Origin of the sequence: Azospirillum sp. A23 (assembly GCF_042938965.1) — a bacterium.
In the GTDB taxonomy this organism is placed as follows: Bacteria; Pseudomonadota; Alphaproteobacteria; order Azospirillales; family Azospirillaceae; genus Azospirillum; species Azospirillum melinis.
The window spans coordinates 2,367,311-2,392,540 of record NZ_CP170667.1 but is presented as its reverse complement, the minus strand read 5'-3'; the positions used below and the strand labels follow the sequence as shown (position 1 = coordinate 2,392,540).

Sequence of the window (25,230 nt, the reverse complement as noted above, 5' to 3'; positions counted from 1 at the left end):
CCCGGCTTACTGGCCCATGCCGGGCTGGGCCGGGGCCATGGTGCCGCGGTTCATCGTGCCGTTGCCCATCGAACCCTGGTTCATCGTGCCCTGGTTCATCGAACCGGAGCCCATGCCGCCGTTCATTGAGCCGCCCATCGAACCGCTCCCCATCTGGCCGCCCATGGCGCCACCGGTCGAGCTGCCATAGCCGGTGTTGGCCTGGCTGCTGTACTGGGCGAGCTGCTGAAGCTCCATCTGGTCCTGCATGACGACGACCTGTTTGCCGCGCCGCTCGAAGGAGGCCGGGGGCAGCATCACCGACTGGCCGGACTTGGCCAGCTTCAGTTCGACCATGGTCTGGCCGTCGGCGCCGGTGGTGACGTTCTGGATGGTGCCGGCGACGGGGCCGCCATGGCGGTGGACCACCCGCTTGCCGATCATGTCCCGGCTGGCCTGGACGTCGCGGGCGCCGGTGTCCATCGTGCCGTTGGCGGCGGCGTTGGACCTGGCCGACCCGCCGGTCTGGGTCTGACCCATCTGGGCGTGGCTTGGCGCGGCGGCGGCCATCAGCATCAGGGCCGGAACCGCGGCGGCGAGAAACTTGCGCATGTCATCCTCCCGGATTGAACCACAACAGGGGAGGCGCCGCGCAGGAGCGGCACCGTCCTGGGTGTGATGACACCCGAGCGGCCGTTTTGTTGCGCAAGGTTGTACGGAATTGCCGCGTTGTACAAAAAAGGCGGGCCGAAGCCCGCCTTGTCCGTATGCCTCACTCGTCGCCCATCTTGAGCGCCGCGATGAAGGCGCTCTGCGGGATTTCGACCTGCCCGAACTGGCGCATGCGCTTCTTGCCTTCCTTCTGCTTGTCCAGCAGCTTGCGCTTGCGGCTGATGTCGCCGCCATAGCACTTGGCGGTCACGTCCTTGCGCATGGCGCTGATGCTCTCGCGGGCGATGATCTTGCCGCCGATGGCGGCCTGCACCGCGATCTTGAACAGCTGGCGCGGGATCAGCTCCTTCAGCCGTTCGCAGAGCTGGCGGCCGCGGCGTTCGGACTGGCTGCGGTGGACGATCATCGACAGGGCGTCCACCGGCTCGGCATTCACCAGGATCGACAGCTTCACGAGGTCGCCTTCCTCGTAGCTGTCCATCTGGTAGTCGAAGCTGGCATAGCCGCGGCTGATCGACTTCAGCCGGTCGTAGAAGTCGAACACCACCTCGTTCAGCGGCAGGCGGTAGACCAGCATGGCGCGGGCGCCGGCATAGGTCAGCTCGATCTGCTGGCCGCGCCGCTCGGTGCACAGCTGAAGGACGCCGCCGAGATACTCGTCGGGCAGCATGATGGTGGCCTTGATCCACGGCTCGTCGATGTGGTCGATCCGCATCACGTCGGGCATGTCGGCCGGGTTGTGCAGGTCCCGCACCGTCCCGTCGGTCATCGTCAGCTTGTAGACCACCGAGGGGGCGGTGGTGATCAGGTCGAGGTTGAACTCGCGCTCCAGCCGCTCCTGGATGATCTCCAGATGCAGCAGGCCGAGGAAGCCGCAGCGGAAGCCGAAGCCCAGTGCCGCCGACGTCTCCGCCTCGTAATGGAAGCTGGCGTCGTTCAGCTTCAGCTTGCCCAGGCTGTCGCGCAGCCGCTCGAAATCGGCGGCGTCGACCGGGAACAGGCCGCACCACACCACGGGGATGGACGGCTTGAAGCCGGCCAGGGCCTCGGAGGCCGGCTTGCGCTCGTCGGTGATGGTGTCGCCGACCTTGGTCTGGGTGATGTCCTTGATCGCGGCGGTGATGAAGCCCATCTCGCCCGGCCGCAGCTCTCCGGTCAGCAGCGCCTTCGGCGTGAAGACGCCGACGCGGTCGACGTCATGGGCCGAGCCGGCGGCCATGAAGCGCACCTTCTGGTTCACCTTCAGCACGCCGTCGACCACGCGCACCAGGATGACGACGCCGAGATAGGGGTCGTACCAGGAATCGACCAGCAGCGCCTTCAGCGGCGCGTCGGCATCGCCCTTGGGCGGCGGCAGCCGCTTGACCACCGCCTCCAGCACCGCGCCGATGTTGAGGCCGGACTTGGCCGAGATCTCCACCGCGTCCGATGCGTCGAGCCCGATCACGTCCTCGATCTGCTGCTTGATCCGCTCCGGCTCGGCGGCGGGCAGGTCGATCTTGTTGAGGACCGGGATGATCTCGTGGTTGTTGTCGATCGCCTGATAGACGTTGGCGAGCGTCTGCGCCTCAACCCCCTGGGAGGCGTCGACCACCAGGATCGAGCCCTCGCAGGCGGCCAGGCTGCGGCTGACCTCATAGGCGAAGTCGACGTGGCCGGGGGTGTCCATCAGGTTCAGCGTGTACTGCTTGCCGTCCTCCGCCTTGTAGAGCAGGCGAACGGTCTGGGCCTTGATGGTGATGCCGCGCTCGCGCTCGATGTCCATGCTGTCGAGCACCTGTTCGCGCATCTCGCGCGCATCGAGGCCGCCGCACTGCTGGATCAACCGGTCGGCAAGGGTCGACTTGCCATGGTCGATGTGGGCGATGATCGAGAAATTGCGGATGTGCGAGAGGTCAGTCATCGGGGCCCAAACAAGCGAGAGTTTGCCGGGAACATAGGGCGGACGGGGGATGGGCGCAATGATGGTGTGTCGGCGGGCGGCACGCAGCGCGTACGGGCGGTTGCGGAGGGGCGAGGGCGTGGGGCGGATGGAACGGGATGGAACGTTTTTCGGCGGGGTGTTCACTGTTCCATCGCTGGCGGTCGGGGAGGGGGCAGACTCCTTCCTGGCGCATTCGTGCCCGCTTCCCGCCGGAGTGGTACTTCCGCGCGATGGCTAGGCAGATGTGGCCGATCGCCGTACGCTCCGCGCAAAACTACTGGCCAAAGCTGAAGGTTCCGTCGGGTGCCCCTCCTCTCGCGCTCTGGCGGTGCGTATTGCCAAGCGTTCAGGATCGCCGTCGGTGACGTGGGAAGGGCCTTGCGATGCCAGTGCCGTCATGAAGCCGGACCCGGACCCCAATTCCGCGCCTCCCCAAAGCTATTTCGGCACTTTCTCCGACCCGGCCGCAATGGCGCGGGCCGTGGGTGCCATCGACCCCGGCACTGTCGGTCCCTATCCCGTCGGAACGGTCCGCAAAGCCTTCCATGGCACGTTCGCGCGCGCAACGCTCGATGGCATCAGTATCGGCAACGGTCGTTTCGCCCAGGGGATTCCGCAGACCGCCGGGATCGCGGACGTTCACACCTTCATGTTTGCCACCGAGCCCGCCATCGTCCGCCGCGTCTCGGGCTGGACGCTCGGTTGGCAGCAGATCTTCCATTTCCGTCCCAACGAGCAGACCGCCACTTCCTCCCCACCGGGAATGCCCTGGGCGTTCGGGATCATCGCGGCCCCCTTCGACGTGCTCGCCACGCAGAGCCGGCAGGTAACCGGAGTCGACTCCACCGTGCCGTTGAATGACGACCGGATGTTCCAGGTGCCCGAGATGGCGATGGCCCGGCTCATCGCCTTGATGAACGACACGGCACGCCTGGCGAGGGACACCCCCTGGATTCTCGAAGCGCCGAAGCCGGCCACCGCATTGGCCGGAACCATCATGGAGACCCTGCTGACCTGCCTGACCCAGGGCAAGCTCAAGCAGGATAGGGGCGCTCTCGGGCGTCACCGCCAGATCGTTGCGCGCTTCGAGCGGGCCTTGCGGGAATGTCCCGAGGAGATGCTGTCGCTGTCGGCCATCTGCGCCGCGACCGGCGTGGCTCAGAGAACGCTGAACCTTGCCTGCCAGGAGTTTCTCGGACAGAGCGCCATGCACTATGCGCGCGGGCGCCGCCTCGATCTTGTCCGTCAGACGCTGCTGAGGTCCGACCCAGCGGCAACGAACGTCACCAGTGTCGCCATGCATTACGGCTTCTGGGAACTCGGCCGCTTTGCCCAGGCCTATCGGATCCGTTTTGGGGAACGCCCGTCCGAAACTCTGCGGCGCAGTGATGGGCAGACAGGCAGGAGGGTTCGCTCAATTCATGCCGGAATCGCATAGTCAGTCACCAGAACGGTTCTTAGGATGCCGACACGCGCCTAGCCGCCCGCCATCGTGGCGCGCCGGCGCGATCCGGTCGGGGGGATGTCCATAGAAGACACCCGGTCCGGCTCAAGCACGATGAAAGGAACCGGGGAATGACACTGCGCATCAACGCCGAGGCGCCGGACTTCACGGCCGAGACCACCGAGGGAACGATCAACTTCCACGACTGGATCGGCAATGGCTGGGCGATCCTGTTTTCCCATCCCAAGGACTTCACGCCGGTCTGCACCACGGAACTCGGCTACATGGCCAAGCTGAAGCCTGAGTTCGACAAGCGCAACACCAAGATCATCGGCCTCAGCGTCGACCCGGTCGCCAACCATGCCAAATGGGCGCAGGACATCGCCGAGACGCAAGGGACCGCTCCCAATTATCCGATGATCGGCGACACCGGCCTCGCCGTGGCCAAGCTCTACAACATGCTTCCGGCCGAGATCGAAGGCGGGTCCGACGGTCGTACAGCGGCAGACAACGCGACAGTCCGCACGGTCTTCATCATCGGGCCTGACAAGCGGATCAAGCTGATGATCAGCTATCCGATGACAACGGGCCGCAATTTCGACGAGATCCTGCGAGTGTTGGATTCGCTGCAACTGACCGCGAAGCACCGTGTGGCGACCCCTGTGAACTGGCAGCGAGGGGACAAGGTGATCATTGCCGGCTCCGTCTCGGACGACGAGGCCAGGACCATCTATCCGGACGGCTGGGAAGCGCCGCGCCCCTACCTGCGGCTCGTGCCGCAGCCGCAATAGCCATGTTGTTCGAGACCTTTGCGGCGGGCGGATGCCGCTCCTACCTCATCGGCTGCGAAACCTCCTGCGCCGCTGTGCTGATCGACCCGGAACTCAGCCTCGCCCACCACTATCGCGGATATCTGTCGAAGCATGGGCTGACGCTTCGCTATCTGGTCGACACGCACACGCACGCGGACCATTTCTCGGCCACCCGTCAACTCGGCAAGGCGCTCGACGTGCCGGTGGTGATGCACCGGCTGAGCCCTGCGCCTCATGCAGGACTGCGGCTTGACGATGGCGACATGCTGATCGCCGGCCGCCTCAAGATCAAGGCGATGCACACGCCGGGGCATACGCGCGACTCCATTTGTCTTGTCATGGAGGACCGGATCTTCACCGGCGATACGCTGTTGATCGGCGGGACGGGGCGGACGGATCTGCCGACGGGCGATCCGCACGACCTCCATGAAAGTCTGTTCGGCAAGGTGCTCAAACTGCCGGGCGAGACTCTGGTTTACCCGGGCCATGACTACAAGGGCCGTGATCATTCGACCATCGCCGACGAGATCGCATCGAATCCCCGCCTTCAGAAGACCGAGCGGACAGCCTTTGTTGCGATGATGCGCTCTCTCGATATGGCGGCGCCCACCCATCTGACCGAAGCGCTGCGCACCAACATGAGCGGCGGCAAGACCGTGGCGCAGCTCCTGTCCGAGGCGGCGTCCGGCGTGCCCTTCATGTCGATGGATGAGCTGGAAAGCCGTCTCGGCGACAACAGCCGCGACTTCGTGGTGATCGACCTTCGCGAGAAGGATGCCTTCGATGCGGGGCACATCGGCAGCGCGAAGCACCTGCCCCGCGGACAGCTGGAGCTTCGCGTGAATACCGAGCTGCCCGACCCGACGCTACGGATCATCACCTGCTGCGAATTCGGCAAGATATCGATCCTCGCCGCCGCCACCCTGCGCGAACTCGGCTATATGCGGGCAACGGCACTCGACGGCGGCATCGCAGCGTGGCGGGAGGCCGGGCGCGCCCTGGAGGCAAGTGGCTGACCCAGTGCAGGCATTCCGACCGATGCAGCCGACCGATGCCATCTGGTTCGGTAGTCTTGTGGGGATGCTCACCTTTCCCATGCCTTCGGTGCAGGAATGGGTTACCGCCCCCTTGGCTTCGCCCTTGCGGTCGGTTCGGCCTCCAGCGGGTTGTCGGGCCAGTAATGTTTCGGGTACTGGCCCTTCAAATCCGCCTTCACTGCCTTGTAAGCGTTGGCCCAGAAGCTCGCGAGGTCGCGGGTGACCTGCACCGGGCGGCGGGCGGGGGACAGCAGGTGCAACAGCAAGGGCACCCGGCCGCCGGCGATGCGCGGGGTCTCGGCAAGGCCGAACATCTCCTGCAACCGCACCGCCAGCACCGGCTCCTCGCCGTCATAGTCGATGGGGATGCGGGAGCCGCTCGGCACCTCGACGTGGGTCGGGGCCTCGGCGTCCAGGCGGGTCTTCAACTCCCAGGGCAGCAGGGCGCGCAAGGCGCTCGACAGGTCGATGCGCTCCAGATGGGTGCGGCGCGACACGCCGTCGAGGAAGGGGGCCAGCCACTCCTCCAGCCCGTCCATCAGGGCGTCGTCGGACAGGTCGGGCCAGTTGAAATTTCCGGGGCCGTGGGCGTCGCCCTCGCGGGCGCGCAGGAACATCACGCGGGTGCGCCATTTGCGCAGCTCGTCGGTCCAGGGCAGGCAGGCGGGGCCCAGCGCGCGGATGCCCTCGATCATCGCGGCAACCATCGCGTCGGCCGGCGGCTTGGCCAGCTTCTCGTCCTTCAGGATCAGGGCGAACAGCATGCGCCGCCGCCGCGCCAGCACCGTCTGCTCGCGCGCGTCCCAGGCGACGATGGTCTCCGTGCGGATGTCGTCGGCGAAGCTCTCCTCCAGATCGGCCAGCGTCACCGGGGCGGCCAGGAAGATGCGCGATTCGCGGGCGGCGCCGTCGAGGTCGGCGATGGCGAGCCACTCCTCGGCCGACAGCGGCTCGGCCTGCTGGAAATAGGCGCCGCGCCCGCCCGACAGGCGATACTGCGCCGCCACGCCGCCGGGCTGGCCTCCGGGGCGGCGCTGGCCGATGCGGTCGGGATAGGCCAGCGCCACCAGAAGGCCGACGGCGTTCGAGTCCATCGCGTCGTCGTCGCGCACGCCGAGCTGGCGGCGCCACTGCCGGGCCTGCTTCACCGCCTGCTGCGCCCCGCCGCGGTCGACGCTGAGGCCGCGCGCCGCGCCATGGCCGCCGCGCTCCTCGCCGCGCAGAAGATCGACGCGCAGGCGCAGGTCGGCATCGCGGAAACCGGGCTGGCTGCGGACGATGTCGCGCTCGCCCAGCAGTGCCGCGACCAGACAGGCGAGCGCGCCCTGGCCCATCGCCTTGCCGGCCAGCATCATGTGGGCCAGACGCGGATGCACGCCGAAGCCGGCCATGCGGCGGCCGTGCGGGGTGATGGCGCCTGACCGGTCGAGCGCGCCGAGGCCGGTCAGCAGCTCGCGCGCCTGGGCCATCGCCGCGGCCGGCGGCTGGTCGAGCCAGGACAGGCTGGCGGGGTCGGAGACTCCCCACACCGCAAGCTCCAGCGCCAGCGGGGCGAGGTCGGCGTCGGCGATCTCCGGCGTGGTGAAGGGGGCCAGCGCCTTGTGCGTCGCCTCCGGCCACAGGCGGTAGCAGACGCCGGGCTCCAGACGGCCGGCACGGCCGCGGCGCTGCTCGGCCGAAGCCTGGCTGACCTTCACCGTCGCCAGACGGGTCATGCCGCCGCGCGGGTCGAAGCGCGGAACCCGCATCAGCCCGCTGTCGACCACGATGCGGATGCCCTCGATGGTCAGGCTGGTCTCGGCGATGGAGGTCGCCAGCACGATCTTGCGCTGGCCGGGCGGGGTGGGGCCGATGGCGCGGTCCTGCGCCTCGGCCGACAGGTCGCCATAGAGCGGGGCGATAACGGTGTCCGGGCCGAGGTCCGACTGGTCGAGCAGCGACTGGACGCGGCGGATCTCGCCGACGCCGGGCAGGAAGACCAGGGCGTTGCCGGGCTCCTCGCGGAGCGCGCGGCGGACGGCGGCGGCAACGGCGTCCTCGATGCGGGTTCCTTGAGTGGGAGCGTCGAGGTGGCGGGTCTCGACCGGGTAGGCGCGGCCCTCGCTGGTCACCATCGGGGCAGGGCCTTGGGAGTCCGCGAGAAGGGTGGCGACCGGGGCGGCGTCCAGCGTTGCCGACATCACGACGAGGCGCAGGTCGTCGCGCAGCGCGCCGCGCGCCTCCTGCACCAGGGCCAGGGCGAGGTCGCTGTCGATGCCGCGCTCGTGGAACTCGTCGAACAGGACGGCGCCGACGGCGGGAAGCTCCGGGTCCTCCTGAAGCTGTCGCAGGAACAGGCCGTCGGTCACCACCTCGATCCGCGTCTTCGGGCCGATCTTGGTGTCGAGGCGGACGCGGTAGCCGACGGTCTCGCCCACCGCCTCCCCCAGCATCGACGCCATCCGGCGGGCGGCGGCGCGGGCGGCGAGGCGCCGCGGCTCCAGCACCAGGATCTTGCGGCCCTTTGCCCAAGCGGCCTCCAGCAGGGCCAGCGGCACGCGCGTCGTCTTGCCGGCACCGGGCGGGGCCTGGAGCACGGCGGTGCCGCGGCTGTCCAGCGCCTCCAGCAGGGCGGGCAGGACGGGATCGATTGGCAGGGCGGGGAAGGCGGGCTTGCTCATGGGGGGAGTCTGCTGCCGCGAACCGGAGCGAAAGGCAATGCTTTTCAGACAGCGGGGGTTTTCGGGCGCCGGCAGGCGAGGCGCGCGCCAAAAGGTCGCAGGGGCGGAGCGAAGAGCGGCGGGTCGCGACCTATGGCCTTAAAAAATGTATGGTTTTGCCGTCGTCGGGCTTTTTCGTACCTCAAAGGGACCCATGACCGATATCCACGACGCCGCCCTGTTCCTCGCCCACGCCTGCGCGCTGGAGGAGGACGCCGCCAACCGCTTCTCCGACCTGTCGGAGGCGATGAAGACCTATGGCAACCAGGAGGTCGCGGCCTTCTTCGGCCAGATGGCGAAATTCTCGCGCCTGCATCTGGCCGAGGCGCGGGAACGGTCGGGCTTCCGCAAGATCCCCGATCTGGCGCCGGAAGACTTCCAGTGGCCCGACGGCGACAGCCCGGAAGCGGCCTCGATGGAAGGCTCGCACTATCTGATGACGGTGGAATACGCGCTGGAGCTGGCGCTCGACAGCGAACGGCGCGGGCAGGCCTTCTACGCCGAGGTGGCGAAGACCACCACCGACGCCGAGGTCCGCATGATGGCCGAGGAGTTCGCCGCCGAAGAGGCCGAGCATGTCGCCCAGCTGGAGGTGTGGGCCAAGCGCTATCCGGCCTTGCAGGGGTAAGCTTTGGGAGTGAGGAAGGGGGCGCTGGCTGCCCCCTCCCCTGGTTACTTTGACAAAGCGGACCAGTCGATCTCGTACACCTTGTCGGCCGGCTGGTAGGTCTTGAAGGCGGCGATCACGTCGTCGACGCTGACGCCGCCCGGCACGTTCTGGATTTCGTAAACGACCGAGCTGCCGCTGGTCGGGCCGACTTCGGCGCTGCGGTGGGCCTGCGAGACCAGCCCTTCGCCGGCCTTCTTGATAATGATGGAAGCCATGCATCCGTCTCCTGTTGCGACTCGCCCGACGGCAAAACCATAAACAAAAAGTGGTTTAACCGGAAGGCTGAAAGAACGGCGACGTTCGCACGGCGTTATTTTGGGGGCGGCGCTCAGGGCAGGGAGGCGGCCTCCGTCACCGGGGCGCGGCCGGGCATGCGGTCGGGCTGGGCTCCGCGCAGCGCCCCGGCGATGCCGCCGGTCAGCCAGACCGAGAAGGCGTTGCGGCCGGTGTCGCTGGCCTGATCGCAGGCGGCTGTGGGGGCAGCGTCCTCGTAGTCCTCAGGCTCCACGGCGGCACCGCCGCCGTAGTTCCACAAGGGCAGCGAGGCGGCGGAGGGCTGGGCGGCCGGCTGGGCTGACGGTTCGGCGGCCGAGGCGCTGGAGATCAGGCTGGGCGCCTGCCGGGCCGGGCGGCTGTGCACCTCGATCAGGGCGACGCGGATGCCGGCGGCCCAGGCGCGGTCGATGAAGGCGCGGACCCGCCGTTCGGTGGCGGTGGAGCCGGCGACGGCCCCGGGCGCCCCGCCGGTCAGCCAGGCCGACGGCGTCGGGCCGCAGCCGCGCCGGTATTGCAGGGCCACCTGATCCTGCACATAAGTCTGGCCGCGATAGAGGCGCATCAGGCCGTTGCCGTAGCGCTGGAGTTCGTCCACCGGGCCGCGGCTGGCGGTCAGCAGGTTGCGGTCGATCAGGATCAGGGTCGGCTTGACGGCGATCAGCCGGTCGAGCAGCGGTTCGAAATCGGCGAACTGGGCCTGCCGGTGGACGATGCGCAGGAATTCCAGATTGGGCACGCCACGCTCGGCGGCGACCTTCGCCATGCTGCGCTCGTCCAGCGTGGCGTCGCGCAGCGCGGTGTCGCCCAGCGCCACCACCATCACCGAATCGGGGACGCGCGCCGCCCGCTCGGCCACCGTGTTGATGCGGTTCAGATTGTACCAGGCGAAGGGCTGATCGTAGAGCATGGACCCGGTCCACAGCACCCCCAGCGCCGCCAGCGCGGCCAGCACCAGCGGTGCAATCAGTACCGTCCCCAGCAATCCCCAGCGCCGCCGGCCGCGCCGCGGCGTCTCCGCGGCATTGGTTTCCCCGGCATGGGGTGGAACTGGTTGCTGTTCCGGTTGGGGCTCCTGCGGGTCGAGATGGGACATCGGGCGTCTCCGGGCGTGCTGCGGCTACTCCCACAACGCGCGGGGGAGGTGAATCGACACGCGGTAATTGGGGGTATCCCCAAGGTCCCGGAACACCTCCGCCGCAGGGTCCCGGTTTGCCGAACGCGCCGTTTGTGTGTAGGCTCCGACCATGGAGGACGGCCTTGCCGCAGGGTTGGCCCCTTACAACAGGGTTGGGCGATGAGCACCGAGATCCGCACCTTCAGCATTCCCGACGCCGCCGCCGAAGAGGCGCAGGCGCAGCTGTCCAGCTTCCTGCGGACGGTTGAGGTCCAGCGCATCGAAACCGCCTATGCCGACGGGGCGTGGCGCGTGCTGGTGCTGTTCACCGACCTCCGCCGCAAGGAGGAATCGCAGCAGATCGAGGCCGCCATCGCCGCGGCGCTGAACGGCTGGCGCGACAAGGCCGCCGCCCAGGCCGGGGTGACGCGCGACGCCATTCTGGCCGACGATCTGGTGCAGGAGATTGCCCGATTCGCCCCGACGACGGAGCATGAGCTGTCGATCATCGTGAATGCCCGCGGGCAGGTCATCTCGCCCCAGGGCGGGGAGATCGTGCAGGTGGTGCGTTCGACGCTGGACCTGCTGATCGACTGACCGGCTCCGGAAGGACAGCCGGCGGAGTCCTATCCGATTCGGCAAGGCGATGCACAGCCAAAAGCTGTGGCGGACCTGCCGTAAGCGTCAGTTGGTTGGGGCGGTCCGGTATGCCAGGATTGCACCCTTCACTGGCACCGGTGGATGGGATGGCTGTGGCTTCGAAGGATCATCCGAAACGTCGTGGCGCGGCACCGCACGTGGCTTCGGCGGACATGGCGTGGACCACGATTCCGGACTATCGGAAGATGGCGCAGGAGCTGGCCCAGCTGGGGGCGGAAGCCGCCCGGCGCGCCCGCATGACCGGCAACGGGCATTACGACCGGCTCGCCCACACCCTGACCAGCCGGGCGGACGAGATCCTGGACGATCTGGAACGCGGCCGGAAGATTTGACCGGATTGGACGGTTGGGAAAAAGGAAACGGCGCCCGGATGGGGCGCCGTTTCTGTTTTCGCAAGTCTGCCGCAAAAATCAGCCGCAAGGCTGCCGGGTGCCCCCTCGCCCCAGCCCTCTCCCCGGAGGGAGAGGGGAGTGCCGGGGGCAATCGGCCTCAGACCACCTTGGCGCCGTGCATGGCGGCGATCTGGTCCTTGTTGTAGCCGAGCTGGGCCAGGACCTCGTCGGTGTGCTCGCCGAGCAGCGGCGAACCGGTGACCTCGACCGTCATGTCCGAGAACTTGATCGGGCTGCCGACGGTCAGGTACTTGCCGCGCTGCTTGTGGTCGACCTCGACGACGGTGCCGCTGGCGCGCAGCGACGGGTCCTCGGCGATCTCCTTCATCGACAGCACCGGCGCGCACGGGATGTCGTACTTGCGCAGGATGTCGACGGCCTCGAACTTGGTCTTGTCCTTCAGCCAATCCTCGATGATCGCGAAGATGTCGAAGATCTTGTCCTGACGGGCGAGAGCCGTGTTGTAGGCCGGATCGTCGATCCACTCCTCGCGGCCCAGAGCCTTGCAGATCGGCGCCCAGGCATGGCCCTGGATGGTGAAGTAGATGTAGGCGTTGGGATCGGTCTCCCAGCCCTTGCACTTCAGCACCCAGCCCGGCTGGCCGCCGCCGCCGGCATTGCCGCCGCGCGGAACCACGTCGGTGAACTTGCCGTGCGGGTACTGCGGGTATTCCTCCAGATAGCCGACGCGGTCCAGGCGCTGCTGGTCGCGCAGCTTGACGCGGCAGAGGTTCAGCACGCTGTCCTGCATCGAGACGGCGACCTTCTGGCCCTTGCCGGTCTTGGTGCGGGCCATCAGGGCGGTCAGGATGCCGATGGCGAGGTGCATGCCGGTGTTGCTGTCGCCGAGAGCGGCGGCGGACACGGTCGGCGGGCCATCCCAGAAACCGGTGGTCGACGCGGCGCCGCCGGCGCACTGGGCGACGTTCTCATAGACCTTCAGGTCCTGATAATGGTGGCCGTCGCTGAAGCCCTTGACCGAGGCGACGATCATGCCGGGGTTCAGTTCCTTGATCTTGTCCCAGCTGAAGCCCATGCGGTCCAGCGCGCCGGGGCCGAAATTCTCGACCAGCACGTCGGATTCCTTGATCAGACGGGTCAGGACTTCCTTGCCCTCGGCGGTCTTGGTGTCCAGCGTCAGGGAGCGCTTGTTGCTGTTGAGCATGGTGAAGTACAGCGCGTCGGCATCCGGGATGTCGCGCAGCTGGCTGCGGGTGACGTCGCCGGCGCCCGGACGTTCGACCTTGATGACGTCCGCACCGTACCAAGCCAGAAGCTGGGTGCAGGCGGGGCCGGCCTGCACGTGGGTGAAGTCGATGATCTTAATGCCTTCGAGCGGCTTGGTCATGACTGCAACACTCCCTTATTTCGCGTTGTTTCAGTTTGTCTGTTGGATTCGATCTTCGGAGATCGGCCCTGATTCGATCTTCAGAGCCTGCTCCCGGGGTCCGCTCGCACTCAGCCGGCCGCAGCGACGCTGGCTTGGGCGGCGGCTTCGAGGTCGGTGAGGCGGCGGCGCAATGTCCGCTCTTCGGTCCAGCGGGCGGTTTCGTCCCGCACCACGGCGACGATCCCGGTCACCGCACCGTCGGTCCCGCGCAAAAGCGCGACGGTGAAGGCGATCGACAGGCTGTGCCCGTCCTTGTGGACCGCCGGAACCCGAAGCAGGTCATGGCCGTAGCGGGTCTCGCCGGTGGCCATGGTGTTTTCGTACCCATCCCAATGACGCTGGCGCTGGCGTTCCGGAATGATGATGTCGAGCGACTTGCCCATCGCCTCGTCGGCGGTGAAGCCGAACATCCGCTCCGCCGCCGCATTCCACAGGGCGATGGCGCCGGCCGGATCGGACACGATGACGGCATCGCCGATCACCGCCACCAGCTGTTCGCAATCCACAACCGCGGGCGAACCCGCTGCTGTCCTCTCGTCCATGTCGATCTCCTTGGTGCCCGCCCCCTCTTGGATTGGGCACCGGGGGAGCCGGTGCGGCGATGGCCCGTAAACCGCCGTCGCACTGACATTATCGATACGGTATACCAGATACCATATCTCTGGCAAGAGGATTTGAGCGCTTTGCGAACTGTTGTTTGCGCGAACCTTTTGGGGGAGGCGGCAAAAAGAAAAAGGGCGCCTTGCGGCGCCCCTTCAGGGTTCCGAGGGCACTGCCCCCGGCGGGTGGGTCAAGGGAGGGGCGGAGCCCTCCCTTGCCTCGTCAAGCCCGTTATGTCCGATCAGACGTCCAGCAGCAGGCGGCGCGGATCCTCGATCAGCTCCTTGATGCGCACGAGGAAGGTGACCGCTTCCTTGCCGTCGATGATGCGGTGATCGTAGGACAGCGCCAGATACATCATCGGGCGGACCTCGATCTTGCCGCCGACGACGACGGCGCGGTCCATCGTCTTGTGCATGCCGAGGATGGCCGACTGCGGCGGGTTGATGATCGGGGTCGACATCAGCGAGCCGTAGACACCACCGTTGGAGATGGTGAAGGTGCCCCCCGTCAGCTCGTCCATCGACAGCTTGCCGTCGCGGCCTTTCTTGCCGAGCGCGGCGATGGTGCCCTCGACGCCGGCGAAGTCCAGCTGGTCGGCGTTGCGCACCACCGGAACCACCAGACCCTGCGGCGTGCCGACGGCGACGCCGATGTCATAGTAGTTCTTGTAGACGATGTCGGTGCCGTCGATCTCGGCGTTGACGGCCGGGATTTCCTTCAGGGCCTGGACGGCGGCCTTGACGAAGAAGGACATGAAGCCGAGCCGCACCTTGTGGCGCTTTTCGAAATAGTCCTTGTACTCGGCGCGCAGAGCCATCGCCGCCGACATGTCCACCTCGTTGAAGGTGGTCAGCATGGCGGCGGAGTTCTGGGCCTCCTTCAGACGCTCGGCGATGCGCTGGCGCAGGCGGGTCATGCGGACGCGCTCTTCCTGAGCGGCGCGGGGACGGTCGCCCGGGGTGCCGGCGGCCCACTGGACCTTCGGGGCCGGGGCCGGAGCGGCCGGCTTGGCGGCGGGAGCCGCCGGGGCAGCCAGCACGTCGCCCTTGGTCACGCGGCCGTCCTTGCCCGAACCGGCGATGGAAGAGCCGTCGATGCCCTTCTCGTCGGCCAGCTTGCGGGCGGCCGGGCCGGAAGCGGCCAGGTTGCCCGGAGCGGCGGCGGCGGCGGCGGCGGGGGCGGCAGCCGGGGTAGCAGCCGGGGCCGGGGCGGCGGCGGGAGCCGGAGCAGCGGCCGGAGCGGCGGCGGCCGGGGCGGGGGCAGCACCGGCGCCTTCGGTGAGGACGCCCAGCAGGGCGCCGACCTCGACGTTCGCACCTTCCGCGGCGACGATCTCAGCCAGCACGCCGGCGGCCGGGGCGTTCACCTCGAGCGTGACCTTGTCGGTCTCCAGCTCGACCAGCGCCTCGTCCATGGCGACGGCCTCGCCGGCCTTCTTCAGCCAGCGGGCGACCGTCGCCTCGGAGACGGACTCACCCAGCGTGGGGACCTTGATTTCGGTAGCCATTTCTTATTCCTCGTTCGTCTTCTTGTTCGCTTGGGCGAGAGGGTCAGCGGACCGTCAGGGCTTCATCCAGGAGCTTGGCCTGCTCCTTGTTGTGGCGCTTCAGCAGGCCGGTCGCCGGCGAGGCGGTGGCCGGGCGGCCGACATAGGACGGGCGGCCGGCCTTGTGGCCGACGTCCTTCAGCACGGCTTCCAGGCGGCGGTCGGCGAAGAACCAGGCGCCCTGGTTTTCCGGCTCTTCCTGGCACCAGACCAGCTCGGCGTTCGGATATTTGGCGAACTCGGCCGCCAGCGCATCCTTCGGGAACGGGTAGAGCTGTTCCAGGCGCAGGATGACGACGTCCTTGATGCCGCGGCTCATGCGCTCCTGCAACAGGTCGTAATAGACCTTGCCGGAGCAGACGACGATGCGACGGATCTTGTCGTTGGCGGCCAGATCGTTGGCGGTCTCGCCCAGAACGCGGTGGAAGCTGCTGCCCGGACCCATCTCCGACAGGTCGGAGATGCACAGCTTGTGGCGCAGCAGCGACTTCGGCGTGAACAGGACCAGCGGCTTGCGGAAGCTGCGGCGGATCTGGCGGCGGAAGACGTGGAACAGGTTGGCCGGCGTCGTCACGTTGCAGATCTGCCAGTTGTCCTCGGCGCACATCTGCAGGAAGCGTTCCGGACGGGCGGACGAGTGTTCCGGACCCTGGCCCTCGTAGCCGTGCGGCAGCAGCAGCACCAGGCCGGACATGCGCAGCCACTTGGACTCGCCCGACGAGATGAACTGGTCGATGATGGTCTGCGCGGTATTGGCGAAATCGCCGAACTGCGCTTCCCACAGGACCAGATTGTGCGGCTCGGCCAGCGAATAGCCGTACTCGTAGCCGACGACGGCGGCTTCCGACAGCGGGCTGTCATGGACCTCGAAGGTCGCCTGGTCCGGGCTGACGTGGCAGAGCGGGACGTACTTCTCTTCGGTGTTCTGGTCGTACATCACCGCATGGCGGTGCGAGAAGGTGCCGCGGCCGGAATCCTGGCCCGACAGGCGGACGCCGGTGCCCTCGGCGACCAGCGTGGCGTAGGCCAGTGCCTCGGCGGTCGCCCAGTCGATGCCTTCGCCGGTCTCCAGCGTCTTCTTCTTGGCTTCCAGCTGGCGCGCGATCTTGGAGTTGATCGCGAAGTCCTTCGGGTACTCGCAGAGCTTGAAGCCGATCTGCTTCAGCCTGTCGAGCTCCACGCCGGTCTCGCCGCGGTGGGCGGTGTTGGCGCCCTGCGCCTCCAGCCCGGCCCACTTGCCTTCCAGCCAGTCGGCCTTGTTCGGCCTGTAGGTGCTGGACGCCTCGAACTCGGCCTCCAGCTTCTTCATGAAGTCCTGGGTGATCTGGTCGCCCTCGGACTGGGTGATGACGTTCTCCGCCACCAGCTGCTTGGCATACAGCTCGCGCGTGGTCGCGTGGGAACGGATGTTCTTGTACATGATCGGCTGGGTGAAGCCCGGCTCGTCGCCCTCGTTGTGGCCGTGGCGGCGGTAGCAGACCATGTCGATCACGACATCCCGCTTGAACTTCTGGCGGAACTCGATGGCGATGCGGCTGACATGGACGACGGCTTCGGGATCGTCGCCGTTCACGTGGAAGATCGGCGCCTGCACCATCTTGGCCATATCGGAGCAGTACACGCCCGACCGCGAATAGGTCGGGTTGGTGGTGAAGCCGATCTGGTTGTTGATGATGAAGTGCATGGTGCCGCCGGTGCGGTAGCCGCGCAGCTCCGACAGGCCCAGCGTTTCGGCCACGATGCCCTGGCCGGCGAAGGCGGCATCGCCGTGGATCAGCACGCCCATCACCTGCTCGCGCTCGAGGTCGCGGCGCTGCTGCTGCTTGGCGCGCACCTTGCCCAGCACGACCGGGTTGACCCATTCCAGGTGGGACGGGTTGGCGGTCAGCGACAGGTGGACGATGTTGCCGTTGAAGTCGCGGTCCGACGAGGTGCCGAGATGGTACTTCACGTCGCCCGAGCCCTGGACGTCCTCGGGGCTCGACGGGTTGCCCTGGAACTCCGAGAAGACGGCGGAGAAGGGCTTGCCCATGAAGTTGGTCAGCATGTTCAGACGGCCGCGGTGGGCCATGCCGACGACGGCTTCCTTGAGGCCGAGCTGGCCGCCGCGCTTCAGGATCTGCTCCAGCGCGGGGATCATCGACTCGCCGCCCTCAAGGCCGAAGCGCTTGGTGCCGGTGTATTTCAGCTGCAGGAACTTCTCGAAGCCCTCGGCCGCGGTCAGGCGCTCCAGGATGGCGCGCTTGCCGTTCACCGTGAAGTCGGTGTGGTTGCGGCCGCCCTCGATGCGCTCCTGGATCCAGGCCTTCTCTTCCGGGTCCTGGATGTGCATGAACTCGACGCCGATCGTCCCGCAATAGGTCTTGTGCAGGATGTCGAGGATCTGGCGCAGCGTCGCCGTTTCCAGCCCGAGCGAGTAGTTCAGGAAGATCGGACGGTCGAGGTCGTCCGGGCCGAAGCCGTAGGTCGCCGGATCCAGTTCCGGGTGCGGCTCGCGCTTCTCCAGACCCAGCGGGTCGAAATGCGCGTTCATGTGGCCGCGGACGCGGAAGACGCGGATCAGCATCAGGGCGCGGATGCTGTCCAGCGTGGCGGCGCGCAGCTGCTGCGGGCTGATGCCGCCATAGACCTGCTGGGTGTGGGACAGCATGGCGCCGTTGCCGGGGCCGTTCATCGCCGCGGCGGCGCCGTTCGTAGCAGCGCCGTTGGGGGTGGCGACGATGAAGCTCTCGGCGACCGGGTCGCGCTTGGCCTTGGGGTCTTCCAGATCGGACACGGTCCAGGACGCGCCGCGCAGCTCGTCCAGGACGGCGCGCGAATCCTCGTCCAGATCCTGGAAGAAGCTGTTCCAGCTGGGATCGACGGCGGCCGGGTTGGACAGGTAGCTGGCGTAGAGCTCGGCGACGTAACCGGCGTTCGAGCCGAAGAGGAACGAGGTCTGTTCCAGATTTGCCGACATGGTTTCACCTCGGGCCGTGAGCCCGATTCCCTGTGGGAGATGATCGCGAGTGATGAAGGGGGCGGGAGATCGATGGATACCCATGTGCAAGAACCGGCGAGGGGAGCCGGTGGGATGCGAGGTGGGATGCCGTACGCACCGCCGACGCTTGCATATGGGTTCCCAGGACCAACCGTCCAAGAGGATAGGCCGAAGGGGCGGCGGGCGGGGCACCGCAGCGTCCCGCCCGTCAACCTCTTCGAAAGGCGTCCTCTTTTCAAAGGCCTGAAGCCGCGGGCGTCACGTCGCCGTGACGCCCGCAGGGGATCAGCCCTTGAACACCTTCAGCATGGTGGAGCCCAGGCTGGCGGGGCTGTCGGCGACGGCGATGCCGACCGACTTCATGAAGTCGATCTTGAAGTCGGCGGTGTCGTTGCCGCCGGAGATCACCGCGCCGGCATGGCCCATGCGGCGTCCCGGAGGAGCCGTGCGGCCGGCGATGAAGCCGACGACCGGCTTCTTGGTGCCCGAGGCCTTGATGAACTCGGCGCCGCGGACTTCGGCGTCGCCGCCGATCTCGCCGATCATGATGATGCCCTCGGTCTCCGGGTCCTTCACGAACAGCTCCAGGCTGTCGACGAAGTTGGTGCCGTTGACCGGGTCGCCGCCGATGCCGATGCAGGTGGTCTGGCCGAGGCCGGCCGCCGTGGTCTGCGCCACCGCTTCATAGGTCAGCGTGCCGGAGCGCGAGACGATGCCGATCTTGCCGCGCTTGTGGATGTGGCCCGGCATGATACCGATCTTGCACTCGTCCGGCGTGATGATGCCGGGGCAGTTCGGGCCGATCAGGCGGGTCGCCGAACCGTTGAGCGCGCGCTTGACGCGGACCATGTCCAGCACCGGGATGCCTTCGGTGATGCAGACCACCAGCGGGATCTCGGCGTCGATGGCTTCCAGGATCGCGTCGGCCGCAAACGGCGGCGGCACGTAGATCACGGAGGCGTTGGCGCCGGTCTTCCCGACCGCCTCGGCGACGGTGTCGAAGATCGGCAGGTCGAGGTGCTTGGCCCCGCCCTTACCCGGCGTGACGCCGCCGACCATCTTGGTGCCGTAGGCGATGGCCTGTTCGGAGTGGAAGGTGCCCTGGGCTCCGGTGAAGCCCTGGCAGATCACCTTCGTGTTCTTGTCGACGAGAACAGCCATGTTACGCGGCCTCCTTCACGGCCTTGACCACCTTTTCGGCGGCATCGGCGAGGTTGTCGGCCGAGAGGATCGGCAGGCCGGATTCGGCCAGGATCTTCTTGCCCAGATCGACGTTGGTGCCTTCCAGGCGCACAACCAGCGGAACGTGCAGGTGCACTTCGCGCGCCGCGGCGACCACGCCCTCGGCGATCACGTCGCAGCGCATGATGCCGCCGAAGATGTTGACCAGGATGCCTTCGACGTTGCTGTCGGACAGGATCAGCTTGAAGGCCGCGGTGACGCGCTCCTTCGTGGCGCCGCCGCCGACGTCGAGGAAGTTGGCCGGCTCGCCGCCATACAGCTTGATGATGTCCATGGTGGCCATCGCCAGGCCGGCGCCGTTGACCATGCAGCCGATGTTGCCGTCGAGCTTGACGTAGTTGAGGCTGTGCTTGGCCGCCTCGATCTCCGACGGATCCTCTTCGGCCTCGTCGCGCAGCTCTTCCACGTCCTTGTGGCGGAACAGGGCGTTGTCGTCGAAGTTCATCTTGGCGTCGAGCGCCAGGATGTCGCCCGAGCCGGTGACGATCAGCGGGTTGATCTCGACGATGGCGCAGTCCAGGTCCACGAAGGCCTTGTAGGCGGCCTGGATGAACTTGGCGGCGGCGCCGACCTGCTTGCCTTCCAGGCCCAGCGCGAAGGCGACCTTGCGGGTGTGGTAGCCCTGGATGCCGGTGGCCGGGTCGACCGCGACCTTGATGATCTTCTCGGGCGTGTTATGGGCGACCTCTTCGATCTCCATACCGCCTTCGGTCGAGGCCATGATCGTCACGCGGCCGGTGGCGCGGTCGATCAGCATGCCGAGGTACAGCTCGCGCTTGATGTCGGCGCCTTCCTCGATGTAGAGGCGCTTCACCTCGCGGCCTTCCGCGCCGGTCTGCTTCGTCACCAGGACGCTGTTCAGCATTTCGGCGGCGTTCTTGCCGACTTCCTCGATCGACTTGACGACGCGGACGCCGCCCTTGCCCTCGGGGTTGTTCTTGAAGCGGCCGGCGCCGCGGCCACCGGCGTGGATCTGGGACTTCACGACCCAGACCGGACCGCCCAGCTCGCGGGCGACCGTCTCGGCCTCCTGCGGGGTGTAGGCAACGCCGCCGCGGGGAACCGCGACGCCGTACTTCTTCAGCAGGCTTTTCGCCTGGTACTCATGGATGTTCATCGGGCGTCCATCTGTTTTTTGTTTCGGCTGACGAGAACGGGTCGACTGAAGGACAAGACGGGCGCACCACCGGCGTCTGCCCGGCCCGGATATGGGCCGGGCAGACGCCGGAGACCGCGCGATCCGTTCTTTAGGAAGCGGCCTTCTCGGCGTCCAGCTTCTTGACGACGTCGACCAGCGTCTTCACCGCGTCGACGGAGTTCTGGAACATCGCCTTCTCTTCGTCGTTCAGCTCGATCTCGATGATCTTCTCGACGCCGCCGGCGCCGATGATCGTCGGGACGCCGACGTAGAGGTCGTCCTGGCCGTACTGGCCGCTCAGGTGGGCGGCGACCGGCAGAACGCGCTTCTGGTCCTTGAGGTAGGACTCGGCCATCTGGATGGCGGAGGCGGCCGGGGCGTAGAAGGCCGAGCCGTTGCCCAGCAGCTTGACGATCTCGGCACCGCCGTCACGGGTGCGCTGAACGATGGCGTCCAGCTTCTCCTGCGTGGTCCAGCCCATCTTGACCAGATCGGGCAGCGGGATGCCGGCGACGGTGGAGTAGCGCACCAGCGGGACCATGGTGTCGCCGTGGCCGCCCAGCACGAAGGCGGTGACGTCCTCGACCGAGACCTTGAACTCTTCGGCCAGGAAGTAGCGGAAGCGGGCCGAGTCGAGCACGCCGGCCATGCCGACCACGCGCTCCGGCGGCAGGCCGGACGCCTGCTGCAGCACCCACACCATCACGTCGAGCGGGTTGGTGATGACGATGACGAAGGCGTTCGGGGCGTGCTTGCCGATGGCCTCGCCGACGGTCTTGCAGACGCCGCTGTTGATGCCGATCAGGTCGTCGCGGCTCATGCCCGGCTTGCGCGGGATGCCGGCGGTGACGATGACGACGTCGGCGCCCTCGATGGCCGAGTAGTCGTTGCCGCCGGTCAGGCTGACGTTGTAGCCCTCGACCGGGGCGGCCTCGGCGAGATCCAGCGCCTTGCCAGCCGGGGTGCCTTGGACGATATCGAACAGGACGACGTCGCCCAGTTCCTTCTGAGCGGCGAGCAGAGCCAGCGTGCCGCCAATCTGGCCGGCACCGACGAGCGCAATCTTCTTGCGAGCCATGGAGCGTTCCCTAAAACGTTTGAGCGTCCCCCATTCAGCGGGAGACTAGAACCGTTGGTCATTCTAACGTCTTAGGGATCCAGCGCCCCGAGATTTCGGAAGCGTAGGTAGCGCGTTTTGTCGCGGAGGGCAAGCATGACCGCAAGCGGGGCATTGCAGCGTTGCGTCGCACCCCCGATGATCCTTTCCAAACGCCGGAGCGTTCGGCTTTATACGTATGGTTCGCGTCCGGTCCCTACCTTGTTCGAAGATGGTCGAAGGAGAGCGCAGATGGCCAAGCTCGTGGCCCGTTTCATTCCCGGTCTGACCATGTCGCTGGCGCTTGCCGCCGGTGTCCTGGGGGCCGGTGCCGCCCAGGCCCAGACGGTCGGCGACTACACCGCCGCCATGGCCGCCGCCCCGATCACCGATCCGGCTGCGGAGGCCAGCGCCGCCTATTGCCGGCCGCTGACCAACTATGTCTACACCTCGATCCCCGACAACCAGCGCTCCAGCTGGGTGCTGCCGCTGGTGACGCTGGACGGCACGCAGTCGGCGGAGACCTCCGCCAAGCGCGACGCCTGTCTGAAGGTGCGCCAGCAGGCGCTGATCGCCTTCGACGCCGGCACCGGCGAGCAGATCGTCACCCCGGCCGAGGCGATGGAAGGCCCGACCGACCGCGGCCCCTATTACAAGGAGCCGTCGCCCGACGCCCCGATCCCGCACACCGGCCGCGTCACGCCGCGCCAGCCGATGCAGCGCGGCGGCGTGCAGTAAGCTGAACGGCAAGGCTGAGCAGTCAGGGCCCGACGCCGTAGCGTTCCAGGTGGCGGGCCATCTCGGCGGGGGACAGCGGGAAGCCGCTGCCCTGCCGGGCGTTCAGCATGGCGCGCGGGTGGATGCCGGCGGCCCGCGCCTGGATCTGCATGGCGCAGCGCATCGACAGGCCGGCCCGCCAGACCAGGGCGGTGACCGCCTGCGGATCGTGGGCGTCGAGGATCAGATCCACCACCTCCGGTGCGACGCGGGCGCGCAAGGTCAGTGCCGCCCGCACGAAGCCGGTCTCGTTCCACGACATCGCGTCGCTGAGCGCGGTTTCGTCCAGCTTCCCCTGCCGGTGCAGGCGGACGGCGCGGCGTTCCGGCGGTTCGGCCGAGTCGGGCGCCTCGGCCCAGTCGATGCGGCGGCGGGTGGTCGCGGCGATCTCCGCCACCGTGGCGTCGTCGAGATCGCCACGGCGTCGCAACGCCTCGACCACCGCCAGATCGACGAAATCGGCCAGCCGCAGCGCCAGCCGGCGGGGCAGGGCCGGGCGGCGTGCCAGCTTCTCCCGCCAGTCGGGATGGTGGGCCGACTGCTCCACCAGCGCTTCCAGAGTGGGTTCGGCGATCACGGCACCGCTGTTGTCGAGCAGGATGCCGGTCGCCTCGGCATGGCCGCTGCCGGCGATGGCGTCGGACAGGGCGGCGCCGATGCTGTGGCGCCGGGCGATGGCCGACAGGGCCCAGCCGACGGGGGCGGCGGCGACGATGTCCAGCAGATCCTCGTCGCCCAGCGCCGCACAGCAGCGCAGCACCGGCTCCGCCACCGTCCGTTCGACATCGCGCGCCAGCGTCGCCACCACCGAGGGCGGGGCGCAGGCGATGTCCTTGATCGCCGTCGCCAGCGCCTCGCGCACCCGGACGATGTGGTCGCGGGCCAGCTGCTCCAGCGCGCGGGTCGCGACGGTGCTGACGGTGTCGGCGCCGCCCGGCGGCAGATCGGGCAGCAGCCGGCACAGCTTGCGGGCGAGGGTGGAGCGCACGTCGGCATCGCCCATGCCGGCCAGCCGCGATTCGACCAGAACGTCGCCGACCTGACGGGCGACGCTGCGTCCGGGCTGGGGGGCGGCAGCGGGCGACGGTTCCGGCACCGGGGTCGGCGCCGGTTCCGGCGATTCGGCGAACAGATAGTCCATCAGCTCGGGCGCGACGCCGCACTCCGTCTCCGGCGGAAGACGGGGGGAGGGGCGGGAGGGGGAGCGCCGGGCTGTCACCGGACCTGAAGCCTTGTGGTTGGGCCGCGGCCGGAGCGGAGCGGCAACGGTGGGATCATGCGGACCATCGAAACGCCCCCCTGGTTAACGGCCTCCTAATTGGGCGGCGGTGCGCCCTGTGACATCCCGCAGGTTCGGCCGATAAGATCGGTGGCAAGCCTCAGCGCCGCTTGGCCGCCGGGGTGCTACCCAGCATGCTGCGCTGCGCAAGCATCGGGCGCGGCATCTGCCGGCCGCCCAGCACGCGGACCGGCACGGACTGTTCCAGCCGGTGCTTGTCGAACTGGTCGAAGATGCGCAGCAGCGCCTCCGCCGTGCCCTCGCCATACTGGATGTCGGTGCGGGCGCGGCCCAGCTCCGTGCGCAGCCCGTCGCGCAGCCGGCCGAACAGCGCGTCGAACAGTGTCTGGAAATGCTCCTCGGCGAAGACGAAATGGCGCTCGCGCAGCTGGTCGGTCATCCGCCGCATGAAGGTCTGGCGCTGCTGGTGGAACTGGCGGAAGCGCAGCATCACCCGGATGAAGGGCGTGTCGGCCAGCACCGCCAGCGTCTCCTCATGCGCCAGCCGCTGCCAGACCTCGGCATCGCGATCGGTCCCCAGCCGGTTGAACAGGGCGATGACGCTGGCATTCATCGCTTCCCATTCCTTTTCGTAGAACAGGGCGGTCAGGGTCGATTGCAGGCCGGGAAGGATGACCTGGGGAAAGCTGGCGCCGGTGATCGGGTCCATGCTGTCGGGCAGGCGGGTGCGCAGGGCCGAAACCATCAGGCGGGTGACGAAGTCGCGGCGGCGCCCGCCGGCCCCGATCTGCGGCGGCTCCTCCCCCATGGTTCCGGAACCGTCCCCGCAGCCGCCGCAGCTCGACGCCGTGCAAGATTGGCAGATCGAGGCGAACAGCGGCAGCACCGACGGCCAATGCGCCATCATCAACCCCATGGCGCGGGTGAACTCCTCGCGCGACAGGACGCCCTTGGCGGTGAATTGCGGCTCCAGCGCCTCCTGAAAGGTGCTGACCAGAGCCTGTGCCGTGCGGTGGTGGCGTTCGAACGGCGGCTGATCGGCGGTCATCCCACGCCCTCCCTCCCGGTGCATCCCAGCCGGCCGGCGGCTGGGCCGGACGCGGTTACCGGAACAATTTATCCGGTATTTTATCGATCCTGGCTGTGACGGCCGTCACAGGGCAGGGGCGGGAGAGGGGTGCAAGGGGGCGCGGCAGGGGACGGGGGTGGGGTACTGCGGGTAAAAAAAGGGCCGCGTCCCAAATGGGCGCGGCCTTTAGTCTAGGGAGGAAACGCACTGCAAAATGCAGTAACGAGGCGGAGTTTAAGCCCACAGCCGTGTTAGCGGTACCACGGTTTTCGTATTGGTGCGGTGCGACATCCGCATAGCGCGGTATGGAATAGAGTTTGGTTTGCCCAGCCTCTATGCGAGGAGGCAGCTTTCTGCCCGTTTCATGGGCAAGTGGCCGCTTGCGGGTTGGGCGAACGATCAAATTCGAAAATCATCGCGCTTTTGAATGTTCGCAAATGAAAAAGGGGAGCGTCTCGCGACACCCCCCT

21 protein-coding genes are annotated in these 25,230 nt (G+C 67.6%); 7 read left to right on the top strand and 14 right to left on the bottom strand.

Going from position 1 to position 25,230, the window contains the following annotated elements; all coding sequences use genetic code 11:
- Positions 1–6 precede the first annotated feature (6 nt).
- Both ABNQ40_RS28785 and lepA read right to left on the bottom strand, forming a co-directional pair.
- The gene (locus tag ABNQ40_RS28785; protein ID WP_109049687.1) at positions 7–591 is read right to left on the bottom strand and encodes a hypothetical protein; all 585 of its coding nucleotides are present in this window, start codon (positions 589–591) and stop codon (positions 7–9) included.
- 160 nt (positions 592–751) lie between these two features.
- Positions 752–2,554 (bottom strand): translation elongation factor 4, encoded by a 1,803-nt coding sequence (lepA, locus tag ABNQ40_RS28780; protein ID WP_109049688.1) that lies wholly within the window; start codon positions 2,552–2,554, stop codon positions 752–754.
- Between the two features lie 418 nt (positions 2,555–2,972).
- On the opposite strand from lepA, the gene ABNQ40_RS28775 reads away from it, so the two are divergent.
- From ABNQ40_RS28775 to ABNQ40_RS28765, 3 genes are all read left to right on the top strand, one after another.
- Positions 2,973–4,013: a helix-turn-helix domain-containing protein gene (locus ABNQ40_RS28775; RefSeq protein ID WP_109049689.1), complete on the top strand. Its 1,041-nt coding sequence runs from the start codon at positions 2,973–2,975 to the stop codon at positions 4,011–4,013.
- A 137-nt stretch (positions 4,014–4,150) separates the two neighbouring features.
- Positions 4,151–4,810, top strand: a complete 660-nt coding sequence (locus ABNQ40_RS28770) for a peroxiredoxin (RefSeq protein WP_109049690.1) — start codon at positions 4,151–4,153, stop codon at positions 4,808–4,810.
- Positions 4,811–4,812: 2 nt separating this feature from the next.
- A complete protein-coding gene (locus ABNQ40_RS28765) occupies positions 4,813–5,847 on the top strand; it encodes an MBL fold metallo-hydrolase (protein WP_109049691.1) in 1,035 nt (344 codons plus the stop codon).
- 101 nt (positions 5,848–5,948) lie between these two features.
- Here the strand turns inward: ABNQ40_RS28765 and hrpB are convergent, their stop codons facing one another.
- Entirely contained in the window at positions 5,949–8,528 is a 2,580-nt protein-coding gene (gene hrpB, locus ABNQ40_RS28760) for an ATP-dependent helicase HrpB (RefSeq protein ID WP_109049692.1), read from the bottom strand.
- 193 nt (positions 8,529–8,721) lie between these two features.
- Here hrpB and ABNQ40_RS28755 point away from each other — a divergent pair, with 193 nt between their 5' ends.
- Positions 8,722–9,195, top strand: a complete 474-nt coding sequence (locus ABNQ40_RS28755; RefSeq protein ID WP_109049693.1) for a ferritin family protein — start codon at positions 8,722–8,724, stop codon at positions 9,193–9,195.
- 44 nt (positions 9,196–9,239) lie between these two features.
- On the opposite strand, the gene ABNQ40_RS28750 is transcribed toward ABNQ40_RS28755, so the two are convergent.
- Complete coding sequence (locus tag ABNQ40_RS28750) at positions 9,240–9,452, bottom strand: hypothetical protein (protein ID WP_109049694.1); 213 nt, start codon at positions 9,450–9,452, stop codon at positions 9,240–9,242.
- A 113-nt stretch (positions 9,453–9,565) separates the two neighbouring features.
- Complete coding sequence (locus ABNQ40_RS28745) at positions 9,566–10,606, bottom strand: hypothetical protein (protein WP_146255483.1); 1,041 nt, start codon at positions 10,604–10,606, stop codon at positions 9,566–9,568.
- 201 nt (positions 10,607–10,807) lie between these two features.
- On the opposite strand from ABNQ40_RS28745, the gene ABNQ40_RS28740 reads away from it, so the two are divergent.
- The gene (locus ABNQ40_RS28740) at positions 10,808–11,224 is read left to right on the top strand and encodes an HRDC domain-containing protein (RefSeq protein ID WP_109049696.1); all 417 of its coding nucleotides are present in this window, start codon (positions 10,808–10,810) and stop codon (positions 11,222–11,224) included.
- A gap of 215 nt (positions 11,225–11,439) precedes the next feature.
- Entirely contained in the window at positions 11,440–11,619 is a 180-nt protein-coding gene (locus ABNQ40_RS28735; RefSeq protein ID WP_247879762.1) for a hypothetical protein, read from the top strand.
- 157 nt (positions 11,620–11,776) lie between these two features.
- Here ABNQ40_RS28735 and frc read toward each other — a convergent pair whose 3' ends face one another.
- The 7 genes from frc to mdh all read right to left on the bottom strand — a co-directional run bounded on the left by frc (position 11,777) and on the right by mdh (position 21,656).
- On the bottom strand, positions 11,777–13,027 hold the full coding sequence (gene frc, locus ABNQ40_RS28730) for a formyl-CoA transferase (protein WP_109049698.1): 1,251 nt from the start codon (positions 13,025–13,027) through the stop codon (positions 11,777–11,779).
- A gap of 110 nt (positions 13,028–13,137) precedes the next feature.
- Entirely contained in the window at positions 13,138–13,611 is a 474-nt protein-coding gene (locus tag ABNQ40_RS28725) for a PAS domain-containing protein (protein ID WP_109049699.1), read from the bottom strand.
- A 299-nt stretch (positions 13,612–13,910) separates the two neighbouring features.
- Positions 13,911–15,179: a 2-oxoglutarate dehydrogenase complex dihydrolipoyllysine-residue succinyltransferase gene (gene odhB / locus ABNQ40_RS28720; protein ID WP_109049700.1), complete on the bottom strand. Its 1,269-nt coding sequence runs from the start codon at positions 15,177–15,179 to the stop codon at positions 13,911–13,913.
- A gap of 43 nt (positions 15,180–15,222) precedes the next feature.
- Positions 15,223–18,177, bottom strand: coding sequence for a 2-oxoglutarate dehydrogenase E1 component (locus ABNQ40_RS28715; RefSeq protein WP_109049701.1), 2,955 nt, complete (start codon positions 18,175–18,177; stop codon positions 15,223–15,225).
- Between the two features lie 306 nt (positions 18,178–18,483).
- The gene (gene sucD / locus ABNQ40_RS28710) at positions 18,484–19,359 is read right to left on the bottom strand and encodes a succinate--CoA ligase subunit alpha (protein WP_391348112.1); all 876 of its coding nucleotides are present in this window, start codon (positions 19,357–19,359) and stop codon (positions 18,484–18,486) included.
- 1 nt (position 19,360) lies between these two features.
- The gene (sucC, locus tag ABNQ40_RS28705; RefSeq protein WP_174475077.1) at positions 19,361–20,557 is read right to left on the bottom strand and encodes an ADP-forming succinate--CoA ligase subunit beta; all 1,197 of its coding nucleotides are present in this window, start codon (positions 20,555–20,557) and stop codon (positions 19,361–19,363) included.
- Between the two features lie 130 nt (positions 20,558–20,687).
- On the bottom strand, positions 20,688–21,656 hold the full coding sequence (mdh, locus tag ABNQ40_RS28700; protein ID WP_109048471.1) for a malate dehydrogenase: 969 nt from the start codon (positions 21,654–21,656) through the stop codon (positions 20,688–20,690).
- 270 nt (positions 21,657–21,926) lie between these two features.
- Here mdh and ABNQ40_RS28695 point away from each other — a divergent pair, with 270 nt between their 5' ends.
- On the top strand, positions 21,927–22,412 hold the full coding sequence (locus ABNQ40_RS28695; protein WP_109048470.1) for a hypothetical protein: 486 nt from the start codon (positions 21,927–21,929) through the stop codon (positions 22,410–22,412).
- A 22-nt stretch (positions 22,413–22,434) separates the two neighbouring features.
- Here the strand turns inward: ABNQ40_RS28695 and ABNQ40_RS28690 are convergent, their stop codons facing one another.
- Both ABNQ40_RS28690 and ABNQ40_RS28685 read right to left on the bottom strand, forming a co-directional pair.
- Positions 22,435–23,670 (bottom strand): DUF2336 domain-containing protein, encoded by a 1,236-nt coding sequence (locus ABNQ40_RS28690; protein ID WP_199235253.1) that lies wholly within the window; start codon positions 23,668–23,670, stop codon positions 22,435–22,437.
- Positions 23,671–23,830: 160 nt separating this feature from the next.
- Positions 23,831–24,739, bottom strand: coding sequence for a hypothetical protein (locus ABNQ40_RS28685; protein ID WP_109048468.1), 909 nt, complete (start codon positions 24,737–24,739; stop codon positions 23,831–23,833).
- Positions 24,740–25,230: the final 491 nt, after the last annotated feature.

What these genes read in the sequence shown, in the direction of transcription:
- frc (WP_109049698.1), bottom strand. Translation starts at nt 13,027, where the DNA reads ATGACCAAGCCGCTCGAAGGCATTAAGATCATCGACTTCACCCACGTG.
- ABNQ40_RS28765 (WP_109049691.1), top strand. Translation starts at nt 4,813, where the DNA reads ATGTTGTTCGAGACCTTTGCGGCGGGCGGATGCCGCTCCTACCTCATC.
- ABNQ40_RS28750 (WP_109049694.1), bottom strand. Translation starts at nt 9,452, where the DNA reads ATGGCTTCCATCATTATCAAGAAGGCCGGCGAAGGGCTGGTCTCGCAG.
- ABNQ40_RS28745 (WP_146255483.1), bottom strand. Translation starts at nt 10,606, where the DNA reads ATGTCCCATCTCGACCCGCAGGAGCCCCAACCGGAACAGCAACCAGTT.
- ABNQ40_RS28775 (WP_109049689.1), top strand. Translation starts at nt 2,973, where the DNA reads ATGAAGCCGGACCCGGACCCCAATTCCGCGCCTCCCCAAAGCTATTTC.
- ABNQ40_RS28785 (WP_109049687.1), bottom strand. Translation starts at nt 591, where the DNA reads ATGCGCAAGTTTCTCGCCGCCGCGGTTCCGGCCCTGATGCTGATGGCC.
- ABNQ40_RS28735 (WP_247879762.1), top strand. Translation starts at nt 11,440, where the DNA reads ATGGCGTGGACCACGATTCCGGACTATCGGAAGATGGCGCAGGAGCTG.
- ABNQ40_RS28755 (WP_109049693.1), top strand. Translation starts at nt 8,722, where the DNA reads ATGACCGATATCCACGACGCCGCCCTGTTCCTCGCCCACGCCTGCGCG.
- ABNQ40_RS28695 (WP_109048470.1), top strand. Translation starts at nt 21,927, where the DNA reads ATGGCCAAGCTCGTGGCCCGTTTCATTCCCGGTCTGACCATGTCGCTG.
- mdh (WP_109048471.1), bottom strand. Translation starts at nt 21,656, where the DNA reads ATGGCTCGCAAGAAGATTGCGCTCGTCGGTGCCGGCCAGATTGGCGGC.
- sucD (WP_391348112.1), bottom strand. Translation starts at nt 19,359, where the DNA reads ATGGCTGTTCTCGTCGACAAGAACACGAAGGTGATCTGCCAGGGCTTC.
- ABNQ40_RS28685 (WP_109048468.1), bottom strand. Translation starts at nt 24,739, where the DNA reads ATGACCGCCGATCAGCCGCCGTTCGAACGCCACCACCGCACGGCACAG.
- ABNQ40_RS28715 (WP_109049701.1), bottom strand. Translation starts at nt 18,177, where the DNA reads ATGTCGGCAAATCTGGAACAGACCTCGTTCCTCTTCGGCTCGAACGCC.
- ABNQ40_RS28770 (WP_109049690.1), top strand. Translation starts at nt 4,151, where the DNA reads ATGACACTGCGCATCAACGCCGAGGCGCCGGACTTCACGGCCGAGACC.
- lepA (WP_109049688.1), bottom strand. Translation starts at nt 2,554, where the DNA reads ATGACTGACCTCTCGCACATCCGCAATTTCTCGATCATCGCCCACATC.
- ABNQ40_RS28725 (WP_109049699.1), bottom strand. Translation starts at nt 13,611, where the DNA reads ATGGACGAGAGGACAGCAGCGGGTTCGCCCGCGGTTGTGGATTGCGAA.
- ABNQ40_RS28740 (WP_109049696.1), top strand. Translation starts at nt 10,808, where the DNA reads ATGAGCACCGAGATCCGCACCTTCAGCATTCCCGACGCCGCCGCCGAA.
- odhB (WP_109049700.1), bottom strand. Translation starts at nt 15,179, where the DNA reads ATGGCTACCGAAATCAAGGTCCCCACGCTGGGTGAGTCCGTCTCCGAG.
- sucC (WP_174475077.1), bottom strand. Translation starts at nt 20,557, where the DNA reads ATGAACATCCATGAGTACCAGGCGAAAAGCCTGCTGAAGAAGTACGGC.
- hrpB (WP_109049692.1), bottom strand. Translation starts at nt 8,528, where the DNA reads ATGAGCAAGCCCGCCTTCCCCGCCCTGCCAATCGATCCCGTCCTGCCC.